Raw genomic sequence first — 20,926 nt, forward strand, 5'->3', positions numbered from 1 at the left:
ACGGAGTCATAGCCATGAACGCTGTAGCCAACTTCACCGACTATAAAGTCGCCGACATGTCCCTTGCCGCCTGGGGCCGCAAGGAAATCCAGATCGCCGAAACCGAGATGCCGGGCCTGATGGCCCTGCGCGAAGAATTCGGCCCGCAGAAGCCGCTCAAGGGCGCGCGCATTTCCGGCTCGCTGCACATGACCATCCAGACCGCGGTGCTGATCGAGACGCTGGTGGAACTGGGTGCCGAAGTGCGCTGGGCCTCCTGCAACATCTTCTCCACCCAGGACCATGCCGCCGCCGCCATCGCCGCCGCCGGCATTCCGGTGTTCGCCTGGAAGGGCGAGACCCTGGAAGAGTATTGGTGGTGCACCGAACAGGCGATGACCTGGGCCGGCCACGACGGCCCCAACATGATCCTCGACGACGGCGGCGACGCCACCATGCTGGTGCACAAGGGCGTGGAATTCGAGAAGGCCGGCGCGGTGCCTGAAGCGGCCGCCAATGCCAATCACGAGTGGAAGGTATTCCTCGACCTGCTGCGCGCCAGCCTGAAGAACAACCCGGGCAAGTGGACCAAGATGGCCAAGGGCATCAAGGGCGTCACCGAAGAAACCACCACCGGCGTACACCGCCTGTACGAGATGGAAAAGCGCGGCGAACTGCTGTTCCCGGCGATGAACGTCAACGACTCGGTCACCAAGAGCAAGTTCGACAACCTGTACGGCTGCCGCGAATCGCTCATCGACGGCATCAAGCGCGCTACCGACGTGATGATCGCCGGCAAGATCTGCGTGGTGCTCGGTTACGGCGACGTGGGCAAGGGCTGCGCGCAGGCCTTCCGCGGCATGGGCGCCACCACCTGGGTCACCGAAATCGATCCGATCTGCGCGCTGCAAGCGGCGATGGAAGGTTACCGCGTGGTGCACATGGATGAGGCCTGCAAGCTCGGCGACATCTTCGTCACCACCACCGGCAACGTAAATGTCATCACCCACGATCACATGGTCCGGATGAAAGACGAGGCCATCGTCTGCAACATCGGCCACTTCGATTCCGAGATCGACATCGCCTCCCTCGAGAAGTACCAGTGGGAGGAAATCAAGCCGCAGGTCGATCACGTCATCTTCCCCGACGGTAAAAAGATCATCGTGCTGGCCAAGGGTCGCCTGGTGAACCTGGGCTGTGCCACCGGTCATCCCAGTTTCGTGATGTCCGCCTCCTTCACCAACCAGGTGATGGCGCAGATGGAGCTCTTCACCCGCGGTGAACAATACCAGCGCAAGGTCTACGTACTGCCGAAGATCCTCGACGAAAAGGTCGCGCGCCTCCACCTGAAGAAGATCGGTGTGCAACTCACCACCTTGAGCAAGGAACAGGCCGATTACATCGGTGTTCCGGTGGAAGGCCCCTACAAGCCCAACCACTACCGTTACTAAAAGGCCAAGAGCCTGTAACGCTAAGACGCCAAGGTCGCAAAGCCAGCTTTGCGTTCTTTGCGCGCTTTGCGCCTTTGCGTTCAACCTGGTTTTCGGGGGGTTAACATGGAATCGCAAAAGAAGTATCGGCCCGGTTTCAGTTTCGAGTTCTTTCCGCCCAAGACGGCGGAGGGTCGCCAGAAGCTGCTTGCGGCACGCGACAAATTCGCTGCTTTGGAACCGGCATATGTGTCGGTCACCTACGGTGCCGGCGGCAGTACCCAGCAAGGCACCCTGGAAACCATCCGCGACATGTTGGCGGCTGGGCTCGATGCAGCACCGCACCTGTCCTGCATCGGTTCATCCAGCGAAATGCTGCGGGATATCCTCCAGGGCTACAAGGCCATGGGCGTGAAGCGCATTGTCGCCCTGCGCGGCGACATGCCCTCCGGTATGCGCGAGGCCGGCGAATTCTCCTATGCCAATGAGTTGGTGGAATTCATCCGCCGCGAAACCGGCGATCATTTCCACATCGAGGTGGCGGCCTATCCGGAGTTTCATCCGCAGGCAGCCAGCGCACAAAAGGATCTGCTCAACTTCAAACGCAAGGTCGAGGCCGGCGCCAATGCCGCCATCACCCAGTACTTCTACAACCTGGATGCCTATCTGCGCTTCGTCGACGAGTGTGAGAAGATGGGGCTCGCTCTGCCCATCGTGCCCGGCATCATGCCGATCACCAACTACAAGCAGCTGGCCCGCTTCTCCGAGGCCTGCGGCGCCGAGATCCCGCGCTGGCTGGCCAAACGACTGGAGGGCATGGGCGACGATCTGGAGTCAATCCGCGCCTATGGTCTGGAGGTGACGGTGGAGCTGTGCCGCCGCCTGCTGGAGGCCGGGGCGCCTGGATTGCACTTCTACACCATGAACCAGTTCGAACCCACCCGCGCCATCTGGCAGGCCCTGGGGTTGCCAGGCTAAAGCCTGCCGCCGCCTGCATGCGCCTCCCTCGCATCCATCAGCCGGGGCCGCTCAACCCCGGCACCATTGTCGAACTCGATGCCGGCGCTGCCAACCACGTAGCCCGGGTCCTGCGCCTGGCGCCCGGTGCCGCACTGCGCCTGTTCAACGGCGAGGGCGGCGAGTACGACGCGACTCTGCACGAGGTCGGCAAGCGCAACGTCACGGTGCGGGTGGCTGTGCATCATGCGCGGGAAGCCGAGTCGCCCTTGGCGATCACCCTGGCCCAGGGCATCGCCAAGGGCGAGCGCATGGACTATGCCATCCAGAAGGCGACGGAATTGGGCGTGGTACGCGTGGTGCCGATCATCACCGATCGCTGCAACGTGCGCCTGTCCGACGAACGCTGGGAGAAAAAGCTGCACCACTGGCAAGCGGTGGCCATCAGCGCCTGCGAGCAGTGCGGCCGCAACCGCATTCCCGTCATCGAGCAACCGCTCACCCTGCCCGCCTGGCTGGCTCAGGATCAAAATGAACTGCGTCTCACCCTGGACCCGCAGGCGACGGGAGGCGTTGCGACGATCACGGAAACACCGCAGCAGCTGAGCCTGCTGGTGGGACCGGAGGGAGGACTGAGCGACGCCGAGCTGTCGGCCGCGCAGCGTGCCGGCTATCGCGGCATCCGGCTCGGTCCGCGCGTGCTGCGTACCGAAACCGCAGGCACCGCGGCCCTGGCGATATTGCAGGCGCACTGGGGAGATTTATAGCACGGCAGGAGCCGTGCTCCTGCAGGCACGGTTTGCTTTAGGGAAGCTCTGCATAAGTTCAGAGCTTCCGCGGCACAGGGATGTGCCGCCAATTTTCAACGACGATAAGTCGTCGAAAAATGAAGCCGAGCGAAAATCACACTTTTCGCTTGGCGTGGTTTTGTCCACGGATGGACTTATGTCGCGCAGCCCAGGGAGGGGCGGGAGCGACCTGAGAAGTCCAGGATGGACTTATTCAGACCTTCCTTAGCGCAGCGAAGTCACGTAGTTGGCGATGGCGCGGATGTCTTCATCCGACAGATTCTGCGTCACCTGCTCCATGCGCGGGTTGGTACGTTTAACCTCTTCCGGATCGGACCTGCCCTGGGCATTGGCTCGATAGCGCTGCAGGGTCTTCATGACGTATTCCGGCTTCTGGCCGGCGATACGGGCAAAACCGGCCTCGCCCTTGCCATTGGTACCGTGGCACATGAAGCAGACGGTATCGTAGGTACGCTTGCCACGGGCCGCCAGAGCCGCATCGTACTCCACCGGCTGCACCGGCATGCTGGAGTAGTAGATGGCCAGGTTGACCTTGTCTTCGTTGCTGAAGTTGGCCGCCAGCGACTGCATGACGAAGTTCTTGCGCTGGCCGCTGGCAAACAGCTGCAGCTGCTCCAGCAGATAGGCGGGCTGTTGGCCGGCCAGATTGGGGATATCCGGCTGCTTGCTGTTGCCGTCACGGCCGTGGCAGCTGCTGCACAGCAGCGAGCGGTCGGCGCCCTCGGCGATGGCGGTGGCACGCAGGGTGGTATCGCTTTCCACATCCTTGATGACCTGCAGCAGGCGGTTTCGTTCGGCCAGCGTGGCCTCCTCGCGCGCCACATCCTCCTGTTTCATCTGTATACCGAGCTGTTGCGCCAGGCGTTCGTCCTGTGTCGCGGCACCAACCGTGGCGGTAGCGACCGCCAGAACCGAGACCACCCCCATCACGGCTACAGATTTCATGCCCATCATCATGTTTGAAGTCCGATCGATTGCGAATTATCAATGCAGGGGATTCTAACCCACCCTGACACCCAGCTGTAACAATAGCCGCTCCAGCACATCGAGATTGGGAATTACACCCTCACGCCCGGCCACCCGCAGGCGCCCGGCGATTACCGCCAATTCCTCCCCCTCTCCGCCCTCCACCGTCTCGACCATATCCGGCTTCAGCTCCTGCAGGCGGGGGATGCCTTGCGCGAGAACGGCGATGAAAGGCATCACCGGATTGCTGTTCAAAGTGTTGCACACCACGGCACGGGCATGCACGCCACCGGCACCGGCCGAACCGCCCAGGAGGGGCTCGATGGCAAGCAGGGGGATGGAGCGGCCACGCCACAACATCATACCCAACAGCCAGGCCGGCGCATCGGCGATGGGCTGTGGTGATTTGAACTCGGCGACCTCCGCCACCGCGGTGTTGGGCAACACCAGCAGCATACCGCTGAGCGGCACCAGCAGACTGCGCACCTTCACGTCGCCGAGCGCGTCGTTGACCGCTGGTGTGGTTGTCGTTTCGCTCATGCCCTGTCCCCAGCCTTACTTGCCACGCCGCTGTGCAATCAGCTTGTGGATGTTTTCCAGCAATTCGGCCTCCTGATACGGCTTGCTCATGTAGAAATCGACACCGATCTCCATGGCGCGCTGGCGGTGCTTCTCGCCGCTGCGCGAGGTGATCATGATGATCGGGAGGTGCTTGAGACGGTCGGTGTTGCGGATGTGCGTCGCCAGCTCGTAGCCGTCCATGCGCGGCATTTCGATGTCGAGCAGCATGACGTCCGGCATGACCTCCTCCAGCTGGGCAATGGCATCGACACCGTCTTTCGCCGTGACCGGGCGGATGTCGTTGCGCTCCAGCAAGCGCGAAGTGACCTTGCGCACGGTGATGGAGTCGTCCACCACCATCACCAGCGGCTGCGCACTGACCGGTGCGGCTTCCACCACTGCGGTACTGCGCTGGGCCAGGCCGAGGCGGGCGAGCAGCGGCAGGTCGAGGATCAGGGCCACACTGCCGTCACCGAGGATGGTCGCACCGGACAGGCCGCGCAGCTTGGACAGCTGCGGACCGAGCGACTTCACCACGATTTCACGACTGCCGATGAGGTTGTCCGCCGCCCAGGCCACGTAGTGATCGCCGCTGTGGGCGAACAACAGCGGGCGTTTGCTGACCTCGCCTTCGGCCGGTGCCGTAGTCGCCGGCGGCAGGCCGAGCGTGGCACTCAGCGGCAGCAGCTCATATTCGCGGCCCAGCCAGGTGTAGGTGGGGTTTTCCGCCGCCAGCAATTGTTCCAACTGGGCGCGATCCAGGCGCTCGATACCCTGGATGGAGGTCATCGGCACGGCATAGGTTTCCTCGCCGGCCTGAACCAGCAGGGCGCGACTGACCGACAGTGTCAGCGGCAGACGTATGGTAAAGGTGGTGCCTTCGCCCTGACGGGTATCGATTTCCAACAGGCCGCCCAGCTGTTTGATCTCACTGTTGACCACGTCCATGCCGACACCGCGGCCGGCCACCTGGGTCAGGGTCTCGGCGGTGGAAAAGCCGGATTCCAGAATGAAGTGCACCACTTCCTTGTCGGAGAGACCGGCGTCGGGCTTCATCAGGCCACGTTCGATGGCCTTCTGGCGCACACGCTCCAGATTGATGCCGGCACCATCATCGATGATGCGCATCACTATCTCGGAACCTTCACGCACCTGCGCCAGGATGATCTGGCCGCGCGAGGGCTTGCCGGCCTTGCGGCGTTGCTCCGGCGTCTCGATGCCGTGGGCGATGGCGTTACGCAGCAGATGCTCGATGGGCGCCAACATGCGCTCGACCATGTGGCGATCCATTTCCACCTCCGCGCCACGGAAGCTCAACTCCACCTCCTTGCCGAGCTCCGCACTGGTCTGGCGCACGATGCGGCGCAGGCGTGGCGCATGCTCCACCAGCGGCATCATGCGCGTATGCATCAGGCCTTCCTGCAACTCGGTGCTGACACGCGACTGCTGCAGTAACAGAGTTTCCGTTTCGCGCGTCAGACTCTGCAGACCCTGTTGCACCTCGACGAGGTCGTTGAGACTTTCCATCGCCGAACGCGACAGCTGCTGCATGTGGGTAAAGCGGTCGAACTCCAGGGGATCGAAATCCTCGTACTCGGTGCTGTCCACATCCTCGTAGCGCGACTGCATCTGTGCCTCGGTCTCGATGGCGAACTGACGCAGCTGGTCGTGCATACGCTCGAGGATTTCACCGAAGTCACGCAGGCTGTAGTTGATGCTGCCCACCTGCTGCTCGACACGGGAACGGTAAATACTCACCTCACCGGCATAGTTGACCAGATTGTCCAGCAGGTCGGCGCGTACACGCACCACGTCCTGCTGCAGGCGCTGGCCGCGGCGGCGATCGGCAAGCTGTTCGGCCCCCTCTTCCGCTGCAGCCTCCGGCCTGGCCACGGGCTGCGGCGCCGGTGCCGGAATCACTTCCTTGGCGCGGCTTTCGGCCACCAGCTCGTCCATGGCCTCGACGAGCACTGCATCGGGGATCGGTGCATGGCCGCCACGCAGCTGATCGAGCATGGTGGCGAGACGATCGTGGCAGCGCTGCATCAATGCCAGCATGCGCGGTGACAGCGGCACATGACCGTCCGCCGTTGCAGCCACCATCAGTTCCGCACTGTAGGCCACATCGGCCATGCTGGCGATGCCGGCGTCACGCGCCGCCGCCTTCATATCCCGCAACTGGCGACCGATTTCCAGCAACAGCGGCTGCTTGTCCTGCTCCACGTCCCAGGCCCGCAATTGCACCTCGTAGGCTTCGAGGATGGCAGCGGCCTGTTCCAGGAAACCGGACAGCGGCGCCGCAGCCGCCTCCTCTTCCACCGCCGGCACTTGAGGCGCGGCACCGGAAAGATTGCGGATGCGGGCAATCAGATCATCGGCAGAAACCACCGGCGCGTTGTTGCGCACCTGCTCCAGCATCGTCACCAGACGATCGTGTGCCAGCTGCAACAAATCGAACATCGCGCTGGAGCGGGTCAGCCGCCCTTCGACGATATCCTCGAAGATGGATTCCAGGGTATGGCTCAGATCACCGATGGGCGTGACGCCGGCCATGCGTGCACCCCCCTTGAGGGTATGCAACTGGCGCTGCAGCGCCTCGACCAGTGAACGATCGTCGGGGTGCTCGCGCCAGGCCTGCAGCGATTCCTCGCTGGCGTCGATGATCTCGGCACCTTCCTCCAGGAAGATATCGAGCAGTTCCTGATCGTATTCCGGCACCATGGCAGGCGCAGCGACCACCGGCGGCGATGGCGGCGCGGCCGGGGCCTCCTCCACCGCAATGGAGGACAGGATGTCCTCCAGCGGCGGCGCCTCTTCCTCGACCGGCTCCAGCGCCTCCAGGGTGATGTCTTCCTCTTCCGGCGCAACGAGGGTGATCTCCTCCTCTTCCGTTGCGGCAGGTTCCGGCATGGCCTCGACCTCGAAAGAGGCATCCTCTTCTGCGGGCACCTCCGGCGCAGCGCCCTCCAGCGTGATTTCTTCTTCCGGCGCCTCGAACTCGGGCACCGCCTCGCCGGTGATCTCTTCCTCCACCTGCGGTGTGGCAGCGGCCGTCACCTCTTCCGGAGCCTGCGCCAGACCGGCCTCGGGGATCTCCTCCAGCCCTTCGGCAAGGCGCTGGGCCGCATGCTGCAGGGCCTCCGCCTCGTCGCGCAGGGTCTGGTGTCCGGGCACGGCCGCCCGCGTCCCCTGCAAGAAGGAAAGCATGTCGCGGGTCAGCGCCACACATCGCTCCAGCGCGTTCAGCCCCTGCGGTGACACCGCCACATGAGCGGTATGCAACGCCTTGGCGTATTTCTCCAGCGGCAGGGCGACATCGGCCACGGCAATCACACCGGCCATGCGCGAGCTGCCCTGCAGGGTGTGCAGGGCGCGGGTCAGCGCCTCGGTCACCCGGCAGCCGTGCTCGGCGCGGCACTCGGCGATGAACTGCTCGATGATCGCCAGATGGGCGTCGGTTTCGTTGCCGTAGATTTCCAGCAGCACCGGGTCCAGCTCGGGCACCGCCGGTTCAACCGGGGCTGCGTTCTCCATCGTCACCGCGGCAGGGGGTGGCGGTGCCGGCGGCAGCATGGCCTCCAGGCCACCCGGGGTGCTCATGGCGTTCGCCGCCTCCTGCAGCCACTCCACGTCGGCACGGACCGCTGTCCCCTCGCGGAATTCGGCGACCAGTTCCGGCAAGGCCTCCGCCGCCTGATCCAGCAGGTCAAACATGGCGTTGCTCGGCTCGACGGTATTGTCGATGACCCGGTTCAGCATGTTCTCGAAGGCCCAGGCAAACTCGCCGATGCGCAGGGCACCGACCAGGCGCCCGCTGCCCTTCAGGGTGTGGAAAGAGCGGCGCAGGTCACGCAGCGTCTCGCTATCACCGCGGTTGGACTGCCAACGCGGCAGGAGTTCGTTGATCTTGGTGATCTCCTCCGTGGCCTCTTCGATGAAGATCTCGACGATCTCCGGATCGAGCCCGGCACTCGCCGCCGGTGCCTGAGCGGGTGCGGCGGGGGTCACCGGCACTGCGGCCGCGACAATGGCCTCTTCCGGCGCGGCGGCTGTGACCATTTCCTCCGGTGCCGCAACAGCGCTCTCTTCCACCTCCGCCGCAGGGGCCGTAATCGCCACTTCCCCGGCAGCGCCTTCCGCCTCATCCAGCGCCTCTTTCTCGACAGCCGCGGGCACGAGCTCCGGCAATGCATCGACCGGGTAGCCCAGTTTCGCGCAGGCGCGCTCGGCCACCTCCAGCACCATCCCCGGATGGACGCGACTTTCCACGAAGGCGTCCATGTAGTACTCGATAGAGGTCAGCGCATCGGCCAGGGCATCGAGCATATCGGAACCCGGCAGGGTATCGGCCTTGGCGAGATCGTTGCCGATGTACAGCGAGCAGGCACGCAATACCCGGGCGGCGCGGGTATAGGACAGCAGAGTCAGGCTGCCGATGATTTCATGCAACAGTCCGGCCAGGGGCGCCAGCGGAGTGGCATCGCCGGGGGCGGCCACATAGGCGTCCACCGCGTCCTTGACACGCAACAGATTGCTGCGCGCTTCCTTCATCACCTGACGGATGACACGCTGATGCTCGGCTTCGGCCTCCGGCGACAGTTCCCCCGCCCCAACCTGACCGGCCAGATCGTCGGCCTGTTCCAACGGCCGCACCGTGCCCCAGTCGCGCAGGGCCGAGTCCACGGCCAGAACGGCGCTGGCGATACCCATCAATAGGTTGTCGTCGGCAACCGACTCGACATCCTGCAAATCGCGGATCACCGCCACCTGCCGCTCCAGCGCCTCCTGCAATGCGGGCTGGCCCATCATCACCAGGGTGCTGGCGATGCGCGACAGGGTGTCGGCCAGCGGCAGCAGGGAGGATGCCGCGCGCCGCTCGCTGCGCACGAAGATATCGAGGGCATCCTGGACCGAGGCCAGCTCTTCCAGTACATCGCCCGCCAGGGTCTTCTTCAGCTCGGCATTGAAGCCGCCGACACCGGCGGGTGCCGCCTCACCGGCCATCAGACGATTCAGCCCAAAGGCCGTCTTCAGCTCGCCGACGCGGCCTGCCGAACCAGCCGCCTGCGCCACCTGGAACAGCAGGCTGGTGAGCAGGGACGACAGGGACTCGGGCTTCACCGCCGCCTCACCACCCTCGCCGATCTGACGGATCACCTGCTCACCGTTGCTGAGCAGACGCTTGGCGGCGGTACGCACCACCTGGCCGTCGCCGGACAGGGACTCGATAAAACCACCGAATACCCAGAACCACTGCCGCAGCGCCGGAACCGTCGCTGCGGCCAGCAACTTGTCGCTCAGCACGCGCAGGGTCTTCAGGCTCTGGGGGGTTTCCTCGCCGCGCAGCAGGTGCAACAGGCTGGACTGGTAGTAGGGGCGCGCCTTCTGTGCCAAGACACGGATATCCACCGTGGGCGCCGGGGCCGCGGGCGGCATCACACTGAGGTCGGGCTGGAAGAAATCGCTTTCCGGGAGGGCCTGTTCGCCGCGCAGGCGGCGCATCTCGTTGATCAGCGGCAGCAGTACCAGGGCGTTGTCGGACAGGCCGGTCTGCAGACCCTCCAGGTAATCGGGCAGTTGCAGGATGGCACGCATCAGCACTTCGCAGGCGCGCTCGATATCCGCGATGCGCTTTTCCTGCAGGGCAACGGCGAGCCGCTCCATCTCGTCGGCAGCCCGGGCGGCGCCGTAGAGTTCGACCATCTGCAGGGTGCCGTGCACCTGATGCAGATGCATGACGCAGAAACCCATCTGGGTTTCATCGTCCGGCGTGGCGACAAACGCCTCCAGCGCCAGCCTGGCCTGGTCGAGGGAGGCGTCAATCTCGCCCTTGACCCAGTTCAGGGTGCTGACGTCGAACTTCGCGGTCATCGGCATGGCACCCATAGCGCGCTATACATCAAGGCCGGCAAGATTCTTAGCCGGGCAGCTTGAAGCCGGATACGGATTTCTTCAGATCGTTCGCCAGTTCGGCCAGATTACCGATAGCGGCAGCGGTATGCGTGGTACCGGCCGATGTCTGGGTGGTGATCTCCTGAATGACGTTCATGGTGTCGGACACGTTGGCCGCCGCCGCCGCCTGCTGGCGGGTGGCGCCGGAAATGCTCTGTACCAGCTCGGCGAGATGCAGCGACACGTTTTCGATTTCGCCCAGTGCGGTGCCGGCGTCCTCGGCCAGGCGGGCACCGTTCACCACGCCCGCGGTACTTTGTTCCATGGAAATGACCGCTTCGTTGGTATCGGCCTGAATGGTCTTAACCAGGGCCTCAATCTGCTTGGTAGCGTCGGCGGAGCGTTCTGCCAGGCGTTGCACTTCGTCCGCAACCACCGCGAAGCCGCGGCCCGCTTCACCGGCCATCGCTGCCTGGATGGCGGCGTTCAGTGCCAGCACGTTGGTCTGCTCGGCGATATCGTTAATCAGTTCCACGATGTCACCGATTTCCTGCGAAGACTCACCCAGACGCTTGATACGCTTCGAGGTTTCCTGAATCTGCTCGCGAATGGCGTCCATGCCTTCGATGGTCTTCTGCACCGCCGCCGTACCCTTGGCGGCGATTTCCACCGAGCGTTGCGCCTCCTCGGCGAGCTGATCGGCGTTGCGCGACACACCTTCGATGGAAATGGCCATTTCGTTAACTGCACTGGAGGCCGAGGCAATCTGCTGCGCCTGATGCTCGGAGGCCTCGGCGAGGTGCATGGCGGTGGCCTGGGTCTGCTGTGCCGCCGCCGACACCTGACTGGCGGTTTCGTTGATGGCGGTTACCAGGTTGCGCAATGCGTCGATGGCGTAGTTCATGGAGTCGGCGATGGCGCCGGTGATGTCCTCGGTCACGGTCGCGTTCACGGTCAGGTCACCGTCGGCGAGGTCGCCCATTTCATCCAGCAGACGCATGATGGCCTGCTGGTTACGACGGTTGTGCTCCTCACTTTCCTTGCGCTGGGCATCGGCTTCCGCCAGACGGATCATGCCTTCCTTGCGCAGCGAGTAACCGAGATAAAGCAGCAGCAACAATGCGACCACGCCGAACAGGCTGCCCATCATGGTGTTGACGGTACGGCCGGCGGCATAGTTCTGGTAGGCGATTTCCAGACGGGAGATGGCATCCAGCAGACGGTCGGAGTGGGTCAGCACCTCCTGCACGGCCTCGGATACCTCGAACATCTCCGGACTGCGCTCGAGGATGGCGCTGACCTGGGCGCCGATTTCATCAAATAGTGCATTCACTTCCGTCAGCTTGGCACGAATCTCGTTGTTGGCGACGCGCTCGATGCCGAGACCGCGGTTGCCGTCCAGCAGCCCCTTGATGACACGCCCGAACAGAGCGGCGTCACGGCCGAAACGGTCGGCGGCGGTCACCGCGCCTTCACCACCTTCGAGCACGCGGTTGACGTTGTTGACGATACGCTGCGACAACATGAGCTGACGGGCGGCGATGTACACCTGACCGGGTTCGGCGCCGCGCTGCGCCATCAGGGTAGCCACTTCGTCGGACAGGGCCAGCAGCTGGGCGGCGCGCTCGTTGATCGCCTGCACCGTTTCACGCATTGCACGCACCGCCTGCTCACGGCCGAGGATGACATTGATACTCTTGTCAAACTTGTTCCACTCGGACTCCATGGCCGCAAGGGCATCGAGTACCTCGACCGGCGAGGGTGGCATGCCGGTCTCCGGATCGCCCTCCTTCAGCAGCATGAAGGAGTGTTCAAACTGCTCGTAGGACTTTTTCAATTTGGCGAACACATCCACAGTACCCTGCGTAGTCTGGCCTGCGTATTTGGTCATCTGCTGGGACAACACGCGCTCCTCACCCAGCAGGGTGATGTACTGCTTGTCGTAACCGTCCTGAATGGCCACGTAGATGTAAATGCCCGCCATGGCCAGCACGAAGAAAAGCAGGAAGAAGATAAGAATGAAGACAGACTTATCGCCCCCTGCCGCACCAGCGGCCCCTTTGGATCGTGCTTTCATTGTTCTCGCTCCTACACCACGAACACTTGCGGAAAATCGAAGTTGTCATTAATCACCGTGCAGCCGGCTATGCCGCCACCTGCATGAATTCGGGACTGTCCACCAGCGCCGCCATACTGAACACTGGCCAGATTTCACCTTCCTGGCGATAGCTGCCGCGCAGGTAACGCGCAAAGGCGGGGTCCACCGTCCCGCTCTCGGCGCTGAATTCTTCTTCGTAGAAATGCTTCAGACCCAGCACCTCGTCCACCATCAGCCCGGCGGATATCCCCTTGTGGCGCACCACCAGGATGCGGCTGCGGCGTCCCGGCAGCGTCACGCCACCCTGGATGAAACCGTGCAGGTCCATTACCGGCAGCAGGGTACCGCGAATGTTGGCCACGCCCCTCACCCAACGCTGCGCGCCGAATACCGAGGTCAGGCGCGGCACCGGCAGGATTTCCTTCACCTCATCCACCGCCGCCACCAACTGTGTGTTACCGACACGAAAACCGACGCCGTCCCAAGTGACGCGGACGTCCAGCTGCTGGGGAAGTTCGAAGGCGTGAGCCTTGCTGCGTCGCTCAATCTCTTGCAGCAACAGGAGGGGGTGTTGGGACGGGACGGTCATGGTCCTGCTCAGGCGCCCAGCACCGCCTTGATCTTGGCGAGCAGCTCGGCCTCGGCCACCGGCTTGGTCACGTAATCCTTGGCGCCTTGGCGCAGGCCCCAGACGCGGTCGGTTTCCTGATCCTTGGTGGTGACGATGATCACCGGGATGTGCGCCGTGTCGGCGTCCTTGCTCAGCTGGCGCGTGGCCTGGAAGCCGTTCATGCCCGGCATCACCACGTCCATCAGCACCAGGTCGGGCTTCATCTCGCGGGCGGCGGCGACACCCTTTTCGCCATCGGCCGCGGTGGCGACCTCGTAGCCGTGCTTTTGCAGGATGCCGGTCAGGACGTGAATCTCGGTGGGAGAGTCATCGACAATCAAAATACGGGCCATGGTTTTCCCCTCGCCTAACTATGCGTTACGCCGGCTGCGGCGGTCCGTCCGCCGCCACGCCTGGCCATTGCTGTTTATTTCGCCGCATCAAGCACATGGCGCTTGATGGCACCGAGCAGTTCTTCCCGGGTGAACGGCTTGGTCAGATATTCTTCGGAGCCCACGATACGCCCGCGGGCACGGTCGAACAACCCATCCTTGCTGGACAGCATGATGACGGGGGTGTTGCGGAATTTCTGGTTGTGCTTGATCAGGGCGCAGGTCTGGTAGCCATCCAGGCGCGGCATCATGATGTCGACGAAGATGATATCGGGGTTGTAATCGGCGATCTTGGACAAGGCCTCGAAGCCGTCGTTGGCGGTAATAACGTCGCAACCCTCCTTCTTGAGCAGGGTTTCGGCGGTACGCCGGATGGTCTTGCTGTCGTCAATCACCAGGACTTTCAGTCCCTGGAAGCCTTCTTCTGCTGCGTCGCTGGCCACTTCGCCCCCAATCTGCCTTGAGTTTGTGTTCTATAGTCCCTGACAGGCTCGGAGATTTTTATCATATTCTTTAAAAGCAATCCACAAGCCCTTATTAACCCGAACGTTTCCCCTGCGTTCCGCCTGCTACACTGCCCGGCCTGACTCGATGAACCACGGACCACTATGACTACTGCCCTGCACGCCGTCCCCCACCTCACCACCGCCCTCACCGGCCCGCTGCTGCAACTGGAATCCCATCTGCTTGACCATCAGGCGGAGATCGAGGCCTGGTTCCGCGCGCAATGGCGCCTGACCCCCGCCCCCTTCTATACCTCGGTGGACCTGCGCAATGCCGGCTTCAAGCTGGCCCCGGTGGACACCAACCTGTTTCCCGCCGGCTTCAACAACCTCAACCCCGCCTTCGAGGCCCTGTGTATCCAGGCCATCCAGTCCGCCCTGGAACGTCTCTACCCGAACGCCCGCCGCGTACTGCTGGTGCCGGAGAACCATACCCGCAACCTGTTCTATCTGGAGAGCCTGGCCACACTGCGCGAACTCATCGCCCGCGCCGGCTACGAGACCCGCATCGGCTCCCTGCTGCCGGACCTGAACGGCCCCCATGTGGTCAAACTGCCTTCCGGCCGCAAGGTGACCCTGGAACCGGTGCGGCGCGTGGGCGACAAGGTGGGGCTGGACGATTTCTTCCCCTGCGTGGTGGTGCTGAACAACGACCTGTCCGGCGGCCGGCCGGCCATCCTCGAGAATCTGGATCAGGCGGTGGTACCGCCGCTGGGCATCGGCTGGTCGTCCCGCATCAAGTCCGGCCACTTCGGCCACTACCGCAAGGTGGCGGAGGAGTTCGCCGCCATGGTGGAGATCGATCCCTGGCTCATCGACCCGCTGTTCCGCAACTGTGGCGAGATCGACTTCATGAAGCGCGAAGGGGAGGACTGCCTGGCACGCAACGTGGACGCCGTGCTGTCCGCCATCCGGCGGAAATACGACCAGTACGGCATCGACAAGCCGCCCTTCGTGGTAATCAAGTCCGAGTCCGGTACCTACGGCATGGCGGTGATGACCGCCCACAGCGTGGACGAGGTGCGTGAGCTGAACCGCAAGCAGCGCACCCACATGTCCAAGACCAAGGAAGGACAGGCGGTGAGCAAGGTGATCATCCAGGAGGGTGTCTACACCTTCGAGACCTGGGGCGAAGCCAACGCGGTGGCCGAACCGGTGGTGTACATGATCGACCACTTCGTGGTGGGCGGCTTCTACCGTGTGCACACCGGGCGCGGCCCCAATGAAAACCTCAACGCCCCCGGCATGCACTTCGAACCGCTGGCCTTCGCCGAGCCCTGCAACATGCCCGATTGCGCCGAATTCCCCGACGCCGGCGTCAATCGCTTCTACGCCTACGGCGTCATCGCCCGCCTCGCCCTGCTGGCCGCCGCGCGCGAGATTCGCGCCCTGGAGTGAACAGCCCGCCGGCACAGGGAGGTGCCATGGGATATGCCGGACCTGTTAACATCGGTGCCATGTCCGCCTGCCACAACCAAAAAGCATGACCCTCGACCTGGCGAAAAAGTCCGCCCTCGTCATCGACGACTTCCAGAACATGCGTGCGACCCTGCGCCAGATGCTGATCACCATCGGCGTGCAGGAGGTGGACGCGGCGAGTAGGGCCGAGGAGGCGCTGGAGCGCCTGCACGCCAAGCGCTACGACATCGTGCTGTGCGACTACAACCTCGGCACCGGCATGGACGGCCAGCAGCTGCTGGAAACCGCGCGTGCCCAGGGCCTGATCGGCTACGGCACCACCTTCATCATGGTCACCGCGGAAAACTCCAGCGAGATGGTGATGGGCGCCCTGGAAACCCTGCCCGACGCCTACCTCACCAAGCCCTTCACCAAGGACCTGCTGCGCGCGCGCCTGACCCGCGCCCTGCCGCGCAAGATACCGTTACAGGCGGTGGACGACGCCCTGCGCAAGAACGATCGTGCCCGTGCCGTCGCCCTGCTCGATGAACTGCTCGCCGGCCGGCCGGCCAACGGCACCGAACTGCTGCGTCTCAAGGCCGAGCTGCTGTTCAGCGGGGGCGAGGCGACGGCGGCCGAGACGCTGTGCCGCCAGGTACAGGACAGCAAGCCGGTCGCCTGGGCGCTGACCCTGCTCGGCCGGATCGCCCTGCAGCGCCAGCAGTACGGAGAAGCGGAACAGCTGTTCCGCGACGCCATCACCCTTACCCCGGCCTACATGGCCGCCCACGACGGCCTTGCCGCGGCGCTGGAAGCGGATGGCCGCCGTCAGGAGGCCCTCAGCGTGCTGGTTACTGCCGTGGAACGCTCGGCCAAGTCACTGCCGCGCCAACTGCACCTCGCGCGGCTGGCGCAAGATCTGCGACAACTGGACATCGCCGAACGCGCCTGGCGTCGTGCCCTCAGTCTGGCGCGCCAGATGGAGCAGGATCAGCCGGCCTACCACGCCGCCTTCACCGCCACCCTGGCCGCCAAGGGCGAGTACCGCGATGCCCAGGCCGCCGTGAAGAAACTGGCCCAGGAGTTCCGCCTGCACGTGGAGGTCCCCTGGTGGACCCTGACGGCAAAACTGCATATCCTCGCCTTCCATCCCGGCCCCGAGCGCGCGAGCCTGCTGCAGGAATTCGATACCCTGCTGCGGGGCGGCCCGCCGCCGGCCGCGGTTGTCGCGCAGTTGGGAGCGGCACTGCACGCGCTGGGCGAAGACAAGCGCGCCGCACAACTAGGATGATTTCCCAGGAAAAACTCACCCGTGAGCCACATCGATTTCAGCACCATCCTCGCGATCAGCATTCACGACACCAAGAATGCCCTCGGCATGGTGCTCAATTCGCTGGACGGCCTGCTCGACCCCGCCACCGGCGCATGCCGCTGCGACGCCTCCCACATCGCCCGCCTGCAATACGAGGCGCGCCGCGTCAACGACAACCTGGTGCAACTGCTCACGCTGTATCGTGCCGACAAGGGGCTGTACCAACCGCGCATCGGTCCCTGCCCGGTGTACGAGATACTGGAAGACTATTACCTCGCCAACAAACCGATGATGGATCACCACGGCATCCGCTGCGATATCGACTGTGCCGAAGACCTCTACTGGCCCCTGGACCGGGCGATGGTGGCCGCGGTGCTGGAAAACGTCATCACCAACACCGTGCGCTACACCCGTGATTGCATCCGCATCGCCGCAGAAAATACCGAGGGCTGGCTGCTGCTCGACGTGGAGGACAACGGCCCCGGCTTTCCCACCGCCATGCTCGGCCGCCGCGCCGTTGCCAAGGACACCCCCCTCGACCCCACGGCCGGACGTACCGGCCTCGGACTCTACTTCTGCAGCCTCATCGCCCAGATGCATGACAGCGGCGACCGCCACGGCTACATCGAACTGTCCAACGACGGCAGCCTCGGCGGCGGCCGCTTCCGGCTGGCCCTGCCCGGATGAGTCATGTCGCCTGGCGGCGTGACCCCGTTCCAAACCGGTCACAAAACCGCCATTTCAGGCCGTATCCGCCGCATTCTCCGGCTTCGGCCGCCGTCCTTTTGATATAATCGCGGCCAACAATAATTCGGGGGTTCCAATGTCTGTACTCACGCCACTCCGTGACCTGCCCACCGCGAACATCTTCCGCCGCGGTGATGTCTTCGTCCTGTTCGGCGAATTGTTCGGCCGTGGTTACGCCAACGGCCTCATCGATGAAGCCCGCAAGGCCGGCATGACCATCCTCGGCATCACCGTCGGACGCCGTGATGAAAACGACCACCTGCGCCCGCTCAACACCGAAGAGTTGCAAGAGGCGGAAACCCGCCTCGGCGGCCGCATCATAAACATCCCGCTGATGGCGGGCTTCGACATGGATGCGCCGGAAGGCACACCCACACCCACCGCCCTGCTGGCCGAACTGAAGCTGACCAACTGGCAGGAGGCCAAACTGGACTGGGCCCAGATCGAACGCTGCCGCGAGGTCGGCGTCGCCCGCTTCAAGTCCGCCCTGGCCCAGGTGATGGCCGAGCTGGACCAGGCCATTCCCGATGGTGCCAACGTCTTCTTCGCCCACACCATGGCCGGCGGCATCCCCAAGACCAAGGTGTTTCTCGCCATCGCCAACCGCATCTACAAGGGGCGCGGCGAGCGTTTCCTGTCCTCGCGCGCCCTGCTCGATTCCGACCTGGGCAAGATGATCCTGATGAACTTCGACGAGGTCACCGCCAACACCTTCCAGTACCTCATCGAGGCGAGCGCCGGCATCCGCGCCCGCATCGGCAAGACCGGCGGCGAGGTCCGTTACACCGCCTACGGCTACCACGGTACCGAGATCCTCATCAACGGCACCTATCAGTGGCAGACCTACACCAACTACACCCAGGGATATGCCAAGATGCGCCTGGAACGCCACGCCGAAGCGGCCTGGTCCCAGGGCGTCAAGGCCACGGTGTTCAACTGCCCGGAGATCCGCACCAACTCCAGCGACATCTTCGTCGGTGTGGAACTGTCGCTGTTCCCGCTGCTCAACGCACTGAAGAAAGAAGGCTGCGGCGCCTGGGCGGAACAACAGTGGGCACATTGCCAGTCGCTGCTGCAAGACGGCATCAGACTGCAGGACATCCTCGACAAGATCGAACGCTACAACAACGACCCGGCCATCGCCCGCTTCCGTGATTTCGCCGCCTGGCCGATGGACAACAGCGCCGAGCTGGCCGAGGTGATGGTAGGAACGTCGGAAGAAATCGTGGATCTGCACAAGGACCGCAAGGTGCTGATCAGCGATCACCTGAGCTCCCTGGTGCTGGAAGGCACCGGACCGCTGATGTTCCACGAGGCCGCCGCACCGCACGGCCCGGTGCTGTGGCTCAACCACGACATCATCGCCAAACAACTCGCCAGGCTGCACTGACCAGCCACAGCCCCGGCCCGGGCGGGCAGCGGGGCTGGCGCAGTGCTGCGGAAAATCCCCTCCCCCGCAGCTAGACTTTGAGCACAGATTCATTGCTCATGGTACCGCCATGCATGTCCTCCATCGCCGCCTCCTGCTCGCTCTCGTGCCACTCGTACTGGGCGCCTGCGCACCCACCCCGCTGCCGTTGCGCGAGGCCCCGGAGCACGGCCCGGGACCGGATCAGGTGCGCGTCGCGCCCGAGCAATACACGGGCACCGTCGTCCGCTGGGGCGGCATCATCACCGCCGTGGACAACGGCCCCGCGGACAGCGTGGTGGAACTGGTATCACGTCCGCTGTGCGGCAACGGGCGACCGTTGGAAACGGATCAGTCAGAAGGACGCTTTCTGGTCCATATCAGCGGCTTTCTCGATCCGGTGGTCTATGCCAACGGCCGGGAACTGTCCGTGGTCGGCCGCGTGGAAGGGGTGGAGCAACGCAACATCGGCGCATATCGCTACAGCTACCCCGTACTGCGCGCCATAGGCCACCACCTCTGGCCGCCGCGCCTGCCGTCGCAGCCCGATCCGTTTTACTATCCGCCCTATCACCGACCGTGGTATCCCTACGGTCCCTACCCCTGGCCCTGAGCGATGCTGCGCCCCTTCCTGATTGCCGCCGTCCTTCTCGGCCTGACCGCCTGCGCCGGCGGACCGCGCTACGACACCCGTGCAGCAACGACCGACCTCACCGCCGCACAGGTGAGTGCCGCCCCCGGCACGCATCTCGGCACACAGGTCATCTGGGGCGGCGTCATCGTCGCCACCCGCAACCTGACCGACTACACGGAGATCGAAGTGTTGGCGTATCCGCTGGACCGCAATCAGCGCCCGGATACCGGCAGTGGCGAGCAGGGCCGCTTTCTCGCCCGCTACAGCGGCTATCTGGAGAGCGTCGACTACGCCCCCGGCCGCCGTCTCACCGCCCGCGGCCGCGTGGAGCAAACCGTCGCCGGCAAGGTCGGCGACGCGCCCTACACCTTTCCACTGCTCCAGGCGGCCGATATCTATCTGTGGCCGCGTGATGGCAGCGCCCCCAGCGGGCCGCAATTCCAGTTCGGCATCGGCGTGATCTTCAGCCGCTGACACGACAACAGCCGGCGTGCGCAACGACAGGGAGCACACTATGTACGCCAAATCGGGAGCGCCGTTCATGGCGCTGTGCATCCTGGCCGGCACGCCCCCTATGGCCCATGCCACCAGCGACGACAGCTATGTCTTCCGCATCGGCAAATTCGAGGCCACGGACACGACACCGCCACCCAAGCACACCGGCGTCGCCCTCGGCCTCGGCTTCGAGCGTCGACAGGACAGCGGCCTGCGCTACGGCATTGAGGTAACCGCCCATTTCTCCGATTACGCCACTCCCGGCACCGTTTACGGCGGCCCCTTCACCGTCATCGACGACACCATGACGCTCACCACCGTGGGCGTCGCGGGTACGCTGGCGCAGGCCTACGCCACCGCTGCGGTCGACCTCTACGCCGGTGGCAGCGCCGGCCTGTACTACGCCAACATGCGTGCCCACGGCAGCACGCTCGGTTTTCCGGGCACCCATGACGAGCGTGATACCGGCCTGGGCGTCAGCCTGTTCGCCGGTCTCGAGTTCCCCGTCACTAGAGAGAGTCACCTCGGCCTCGAGGTGCGCCGCCTCTTCCTCGAGGCCGATTTCGGCCCGCTGTCCAATGGTGAAATGGCCATCGGCGGCACTTCGGTGCTGCTGTCCTATCGCAGCAAGTTCGCTGGCAAGGCAGCGCCGTAAGCGGGGCAAAGCCGCAGGCGGCGGGCTGCCGTACAGGAATGAAAAAGGCCGGGTCACCCCGGCCTTTTCACTTCACTACT

General features: G+C 64.1%; 17 protein-coding genes. 10 read left to right on the forward strand and 7 right to left on the reverse strand.

What is annotated here, in order from left to right:
• Positions 1–14 precede the first annotated feature (14 nt).
• The 3 genes from ahcY (at position 15) to EP379_RS15655 (ending at position 3,133) form a co-directional block, all read left to right on the forward strand.
• The gene (gene ahcY / locus EP379_RS15645) at positions 15–1,430 is read left to right on the forward strand and encodes an adenosylhomocysteinase (RefSeq protein ID WP_127478662.1); all 1,416 of its coding nucleotides are present in this window, start codon (positions 15–17) and stop codon (positions 1,428–1,430) included.
• 105 nt (positions 1,431–1,535) lie between these two features.
• On the forward strand, positions 1,536–2,387 hold the full coding sequence (gene metF, locus EP379_RS15650) for a methylenetetrahydrofolate reductase [NAD(P)H] (RefSeq protein ID WP_127478663.1): 852 nt from the start codon (positions 1,536–1,538) through the stop codon (positions 2,385–2,387).
• Between the two features lie 17 nt (positions 2,388–2,404).
• The gene (locus EP379_RS15655) at positions 2,405–3,133 is read left to right on the forward strand and encodes a 16S rRNA (uracil(1498)-N(3))-methyltransferase (protein ID WP_127478664.1); all 729 of its coding nucleotides are present in this window, start codon (positions 2,405–2,407) and stop codon (positions 3,131–3,133) included.
• 246 nt (positions 3,134–3,379) lie between these two features.
• Here EP379_RS15655 and EP379_RS15660 read toward each other — a convergent pair whose 3' ends face one another.
• The 7 genes from EP379_RS15660 to EP379_RS15690 all read right to left on the reverse strand — a co-directional run bounded on the left by EP379_RS15660 (position 3,380) and on the right by EP379_RS15690 (position 14,137).
• A complete protein-coding gene (locus EP379_RS15660; RefSeq protein ID WP_172600513.1) occupies positions 3,380–4,120 on the reverse strand; it encodes a c-type cytochrome in 741 nt (246 codons plus the stop codon).
• Between the two features lie 54 nt (positions 4,121–4,174).
• Positions 4,175–4,681, reverse strand: coding sequence for a chemotaxis protein CheW (locus tag EP379_RS15665; RefSeq protein WP_127478666.1), 507 nt, complete (start codon positions 4,679–4,681; stop codon positions 4,175–4,177).
• Positions 4,682–4,696: 15 nt separating this feature from the next.
• Positions 4,697–10,573 carry a hybrid sensor histidine kinase/response regulator gene (locus EP379_RS15670; protein ID WP_172600514.1) on the reverse strand — a complete coding sequence of 1,959 codons (5,877 nt, stop codon included), beginning with the start codon at positions 10,571–10,573 and terminating at the stop codon, positions 4,697–4,699.
• Between the two features lie 46 nt (positions 10,574–10,619).
• Positions 10,620–12,671: a methyl-accepting chemotaxis protein gene (locus tag EP379_RS15675; protein WP_127478668.1), complete on the reverse strand. Its 2,052-nt coding sequence runs from the start codon at positions 12,669–12,671 to the stop codon at positions 10,620–10,622.
• A gap of 67 nt (positions 12,672–12,738) precedes the next feature.
• Complete coding sequence (locus tag EP379_RS15680; RefSeq protein ID WP_127478669.1) at positions 12,739–13,281, reverse strand: chemotaxis protein CheW; 543 nt, start codon at positions 13,279–13,281, stop codon at positions 12,739–12,741.
• 8 nt (positions 13,282–13,289) lie between these two features.
• Complete coding sequence (gene pilH / locus EP379_RS15685) at positions 13,290–13,655, reverse strand: twitching motility response regulator PilH (RefSeq protein WP_127478670.1); 366 nt, start codon at positions 13,653–13,655, stop codon at positions 13,290–13,292.
• A 74-nt stretch (positions 13,656–13,729) separates the two neighbouring features.
• Positions 13,730–14,137 carry a response regulator gene (locus EP379_RS15690; protein WP_127478671.1) on the reverse strand — a complete coding sequence of 136 codons (408 nt, stop codon included), beginning with the start codon at positions 14,135–14,137 and terminating at the stop codon, positions 13,730–13,732.
• 165 nt (positions 14,138–14,302) lie between these two features.
• Between EP379_RS15690 and gshA the strand changes: the two genes are divergently transcribed.
• The 7 genes from gshA to EP379_RS15725 all read left to right on the forward strand — a co-directional run bounded on the left by gshA (position 14,303) and on the right by EP379_RS15725 (position 20,846).
• Positions 14,303–15,595: a glutamate--cysteine ligase gene (gene gshA, locus EP379_RS15695; protein ID WP_127478672.1), complete on the forward strand. Its 1,293-nt coding sequence runs from the start codon at positions 14,303–14,305 to the stop codon at positions 15,593–15,595.
• Positions 15,596–15,680: 85 nt separating this feature from the next.
• On the forward strand, positions 15,681–16,886 hold the full coding sequence (locus EP379_RS15700) for a response regulator (protein ID WP_127478673.1): 1,206 nt from the start codon (positions 15,681–15,683) through the stop codon (positions 16,884–16,886).
• A gap of 21 nt (positions 16,887–16,907) precedes the next feature.
• Positions 16,908–17,594, forward strand: coding sequence for a sensor histidine kinase (locus EP379_RS15705; RefSeq protein ID WP_127478674.1), 687 nt, complete (start codon positions 16,908–16,910; stop codon positions 17,592–17,594).
• A gap of 136 nt (positions 17,595–17,730) precedes the next feature.
• Positions 17,731–19,044: an enoyl ACP reductase FabMG family protein gene (locus EP379_RS15710; protein WP_127478675.1), complete on the forward strand. Its 1,314-nt coding sequence runs from the start codon at positions 17,731–17,733 to the stop codon at positions 19,042–19,044.
• Between the two features lie 109 nt (positions 19,045–19,153).
• Positions 19,154–19,675 carry a Slp family lipoprotein gene (locus EP379_RS15715; RefSeq protein WP_127478676.1) on the forward strand — a complete coding sequence of 174 codons (522 nt, stop codon included), beginning with the start codon at positions 19,154–19,156 and terminating at the stop codon, positions 19,673–19,675.
• 3 nt (positions 19,676–19,678) lie between these two features.
• Positions 19,679–20,170: a Slp family lipoprotein gene (locus EP379_RS15720; protein WP_127478677.1), complete on the forward strand. Its 492-nt coding sequence runs from the start codon at positions 19,679–19,681 to the stop codon at positions 20,168–20,170.
• 40 nt (positions 20,171–20,210) lie between these two features.
• On the forward strand, positions 20,211–20,846 hold the full coding sequence (locus tag EP379_RS15725; RefSeq protein WP_127478678.1) for a hypothetical protein: 636 nt from the start codon (positions 20,211–20,213) through the stop codon (positions 20,844–20,846).
• Positions 20,847–20,926 lie beyond the last annotated feature (80 nt).

The sequence above is a fragment of the Sulfurivermis fontis genome, from assembly GCF_004001245.1.
Lineage (GTDB): Bacteria > Pseudomonadota > Gammaproteobacteria > Thiohalomonadales > Thiohalomonadaceae > Sulfurivermis > Sulfurivermis fontis.

Excerpts from the sequence above, each read along its gene's own strand:
- ahcY (WP_127478662.1), top strand. The coding sequence starts at position 15 with ATGAACGCTGTAGCCAACTTCACCGACTATAAAGTCGCCGACATGTCC.
- metF (WP_127478663.1), top strand. The coding sequence starts at position 1,536 with ATGGAATCGCAAAAGAAGTATCGGCCCGGTTTCAGTTTCGAGTTCTTT.
- EP379_RS15655 (WP_127478664.1), top strand. The coding sequence starts at position 2,405 with ATGCGCCTCCCTCGCATCCATCAGCCGGGGCCGCTCAACCCCGGCACC.
- EP379_RS15660 (WP_172600513.1), bottom strand. The coding sequence starts at position 4,120 with ATGAAATCTGTAGCCGTGATGGGGGTGGTCTCGGTTCTGGCGGTCGCT.
- EP379_RS15665 (WP_127478666.1), bottom strand. The coding sequence starts at position 4,681 with ATGAGCGAAACGACAACCACACCAGCGGTCAACGACGCGCTCGGCGAC.
- EP379_RS15670 (WP_172600514.1), bottom strand. The coding sequence starts at position 10,573 with ATGACCGCGAAGTTCGACGTCAGCACCCTGAACTGGGTCAAGGGCGAG.
- EP379_RS15675 (WP_127478668.1), bottom strand. The coding sequence starts at position 12,671 with ATGAAAGCACGATCCAAAGGGGCCGCTGGTGCGGCAGGGGGCGATAAG.
- EP379_RS15680 (WP_127478669.1), bottom strand. The coding sequence starts at position 13,281 with ATGACCGTCCCGTCCCAACACCCCCTCCTGTTGCTGCAAGAGATTGAG.
- pilH (WP_127478670.1), bottom strand. The coding sequence starts at position 13,655 with ATGGCCCGTATTTTGATTGTCGATGACTCTCCCACCGAGATTCACGTC.
- gshA (WP_127478672.1), top strand. The coding sequence starts at position 14,303 with ATGACTACTGCCCTGCACGCCGTCCCCCACCTCACCACCGCCCTCACC.
- EP379_RS15700 (WP_127478673.1), top strand. The coding sequence starts at position 15,681 with ATGACCCTCGACCTGGCGAAAAAGTCCGCCCTCGTCATCGACGACTTC.
- EP379_RS15710 (WP_127478675.1), top strand. The coding sequence starts at position 17,731 with ATGTCTGTACTCACGCCACTCCGTGACCTGCCCACCGCGAACATCTTC.
- EP379_RS15715 (WP_127478676.1), top strand. The coding sequence starts at position 19,154 with ATGCATGTCCTCCATCGCCGCCTCCTGCTCGCTCTCGTGCCACTCGTA.
- EP379_RS15720 (WP_127478677.1), top strand. The coding sequence starts at position 19,679 with ATGCTGCGCCCCTTCCTGATTGCCGCCGTCCTTCTCGGCCTGACCGCC.
- EP379_RS15725 (WP_127478678.1), top strand. The coding sequence starts at position 20,211 with ATGTACGCCAAATCGGGAGCGCCGTTCATGGCGCTGTGCATCCTGGCC.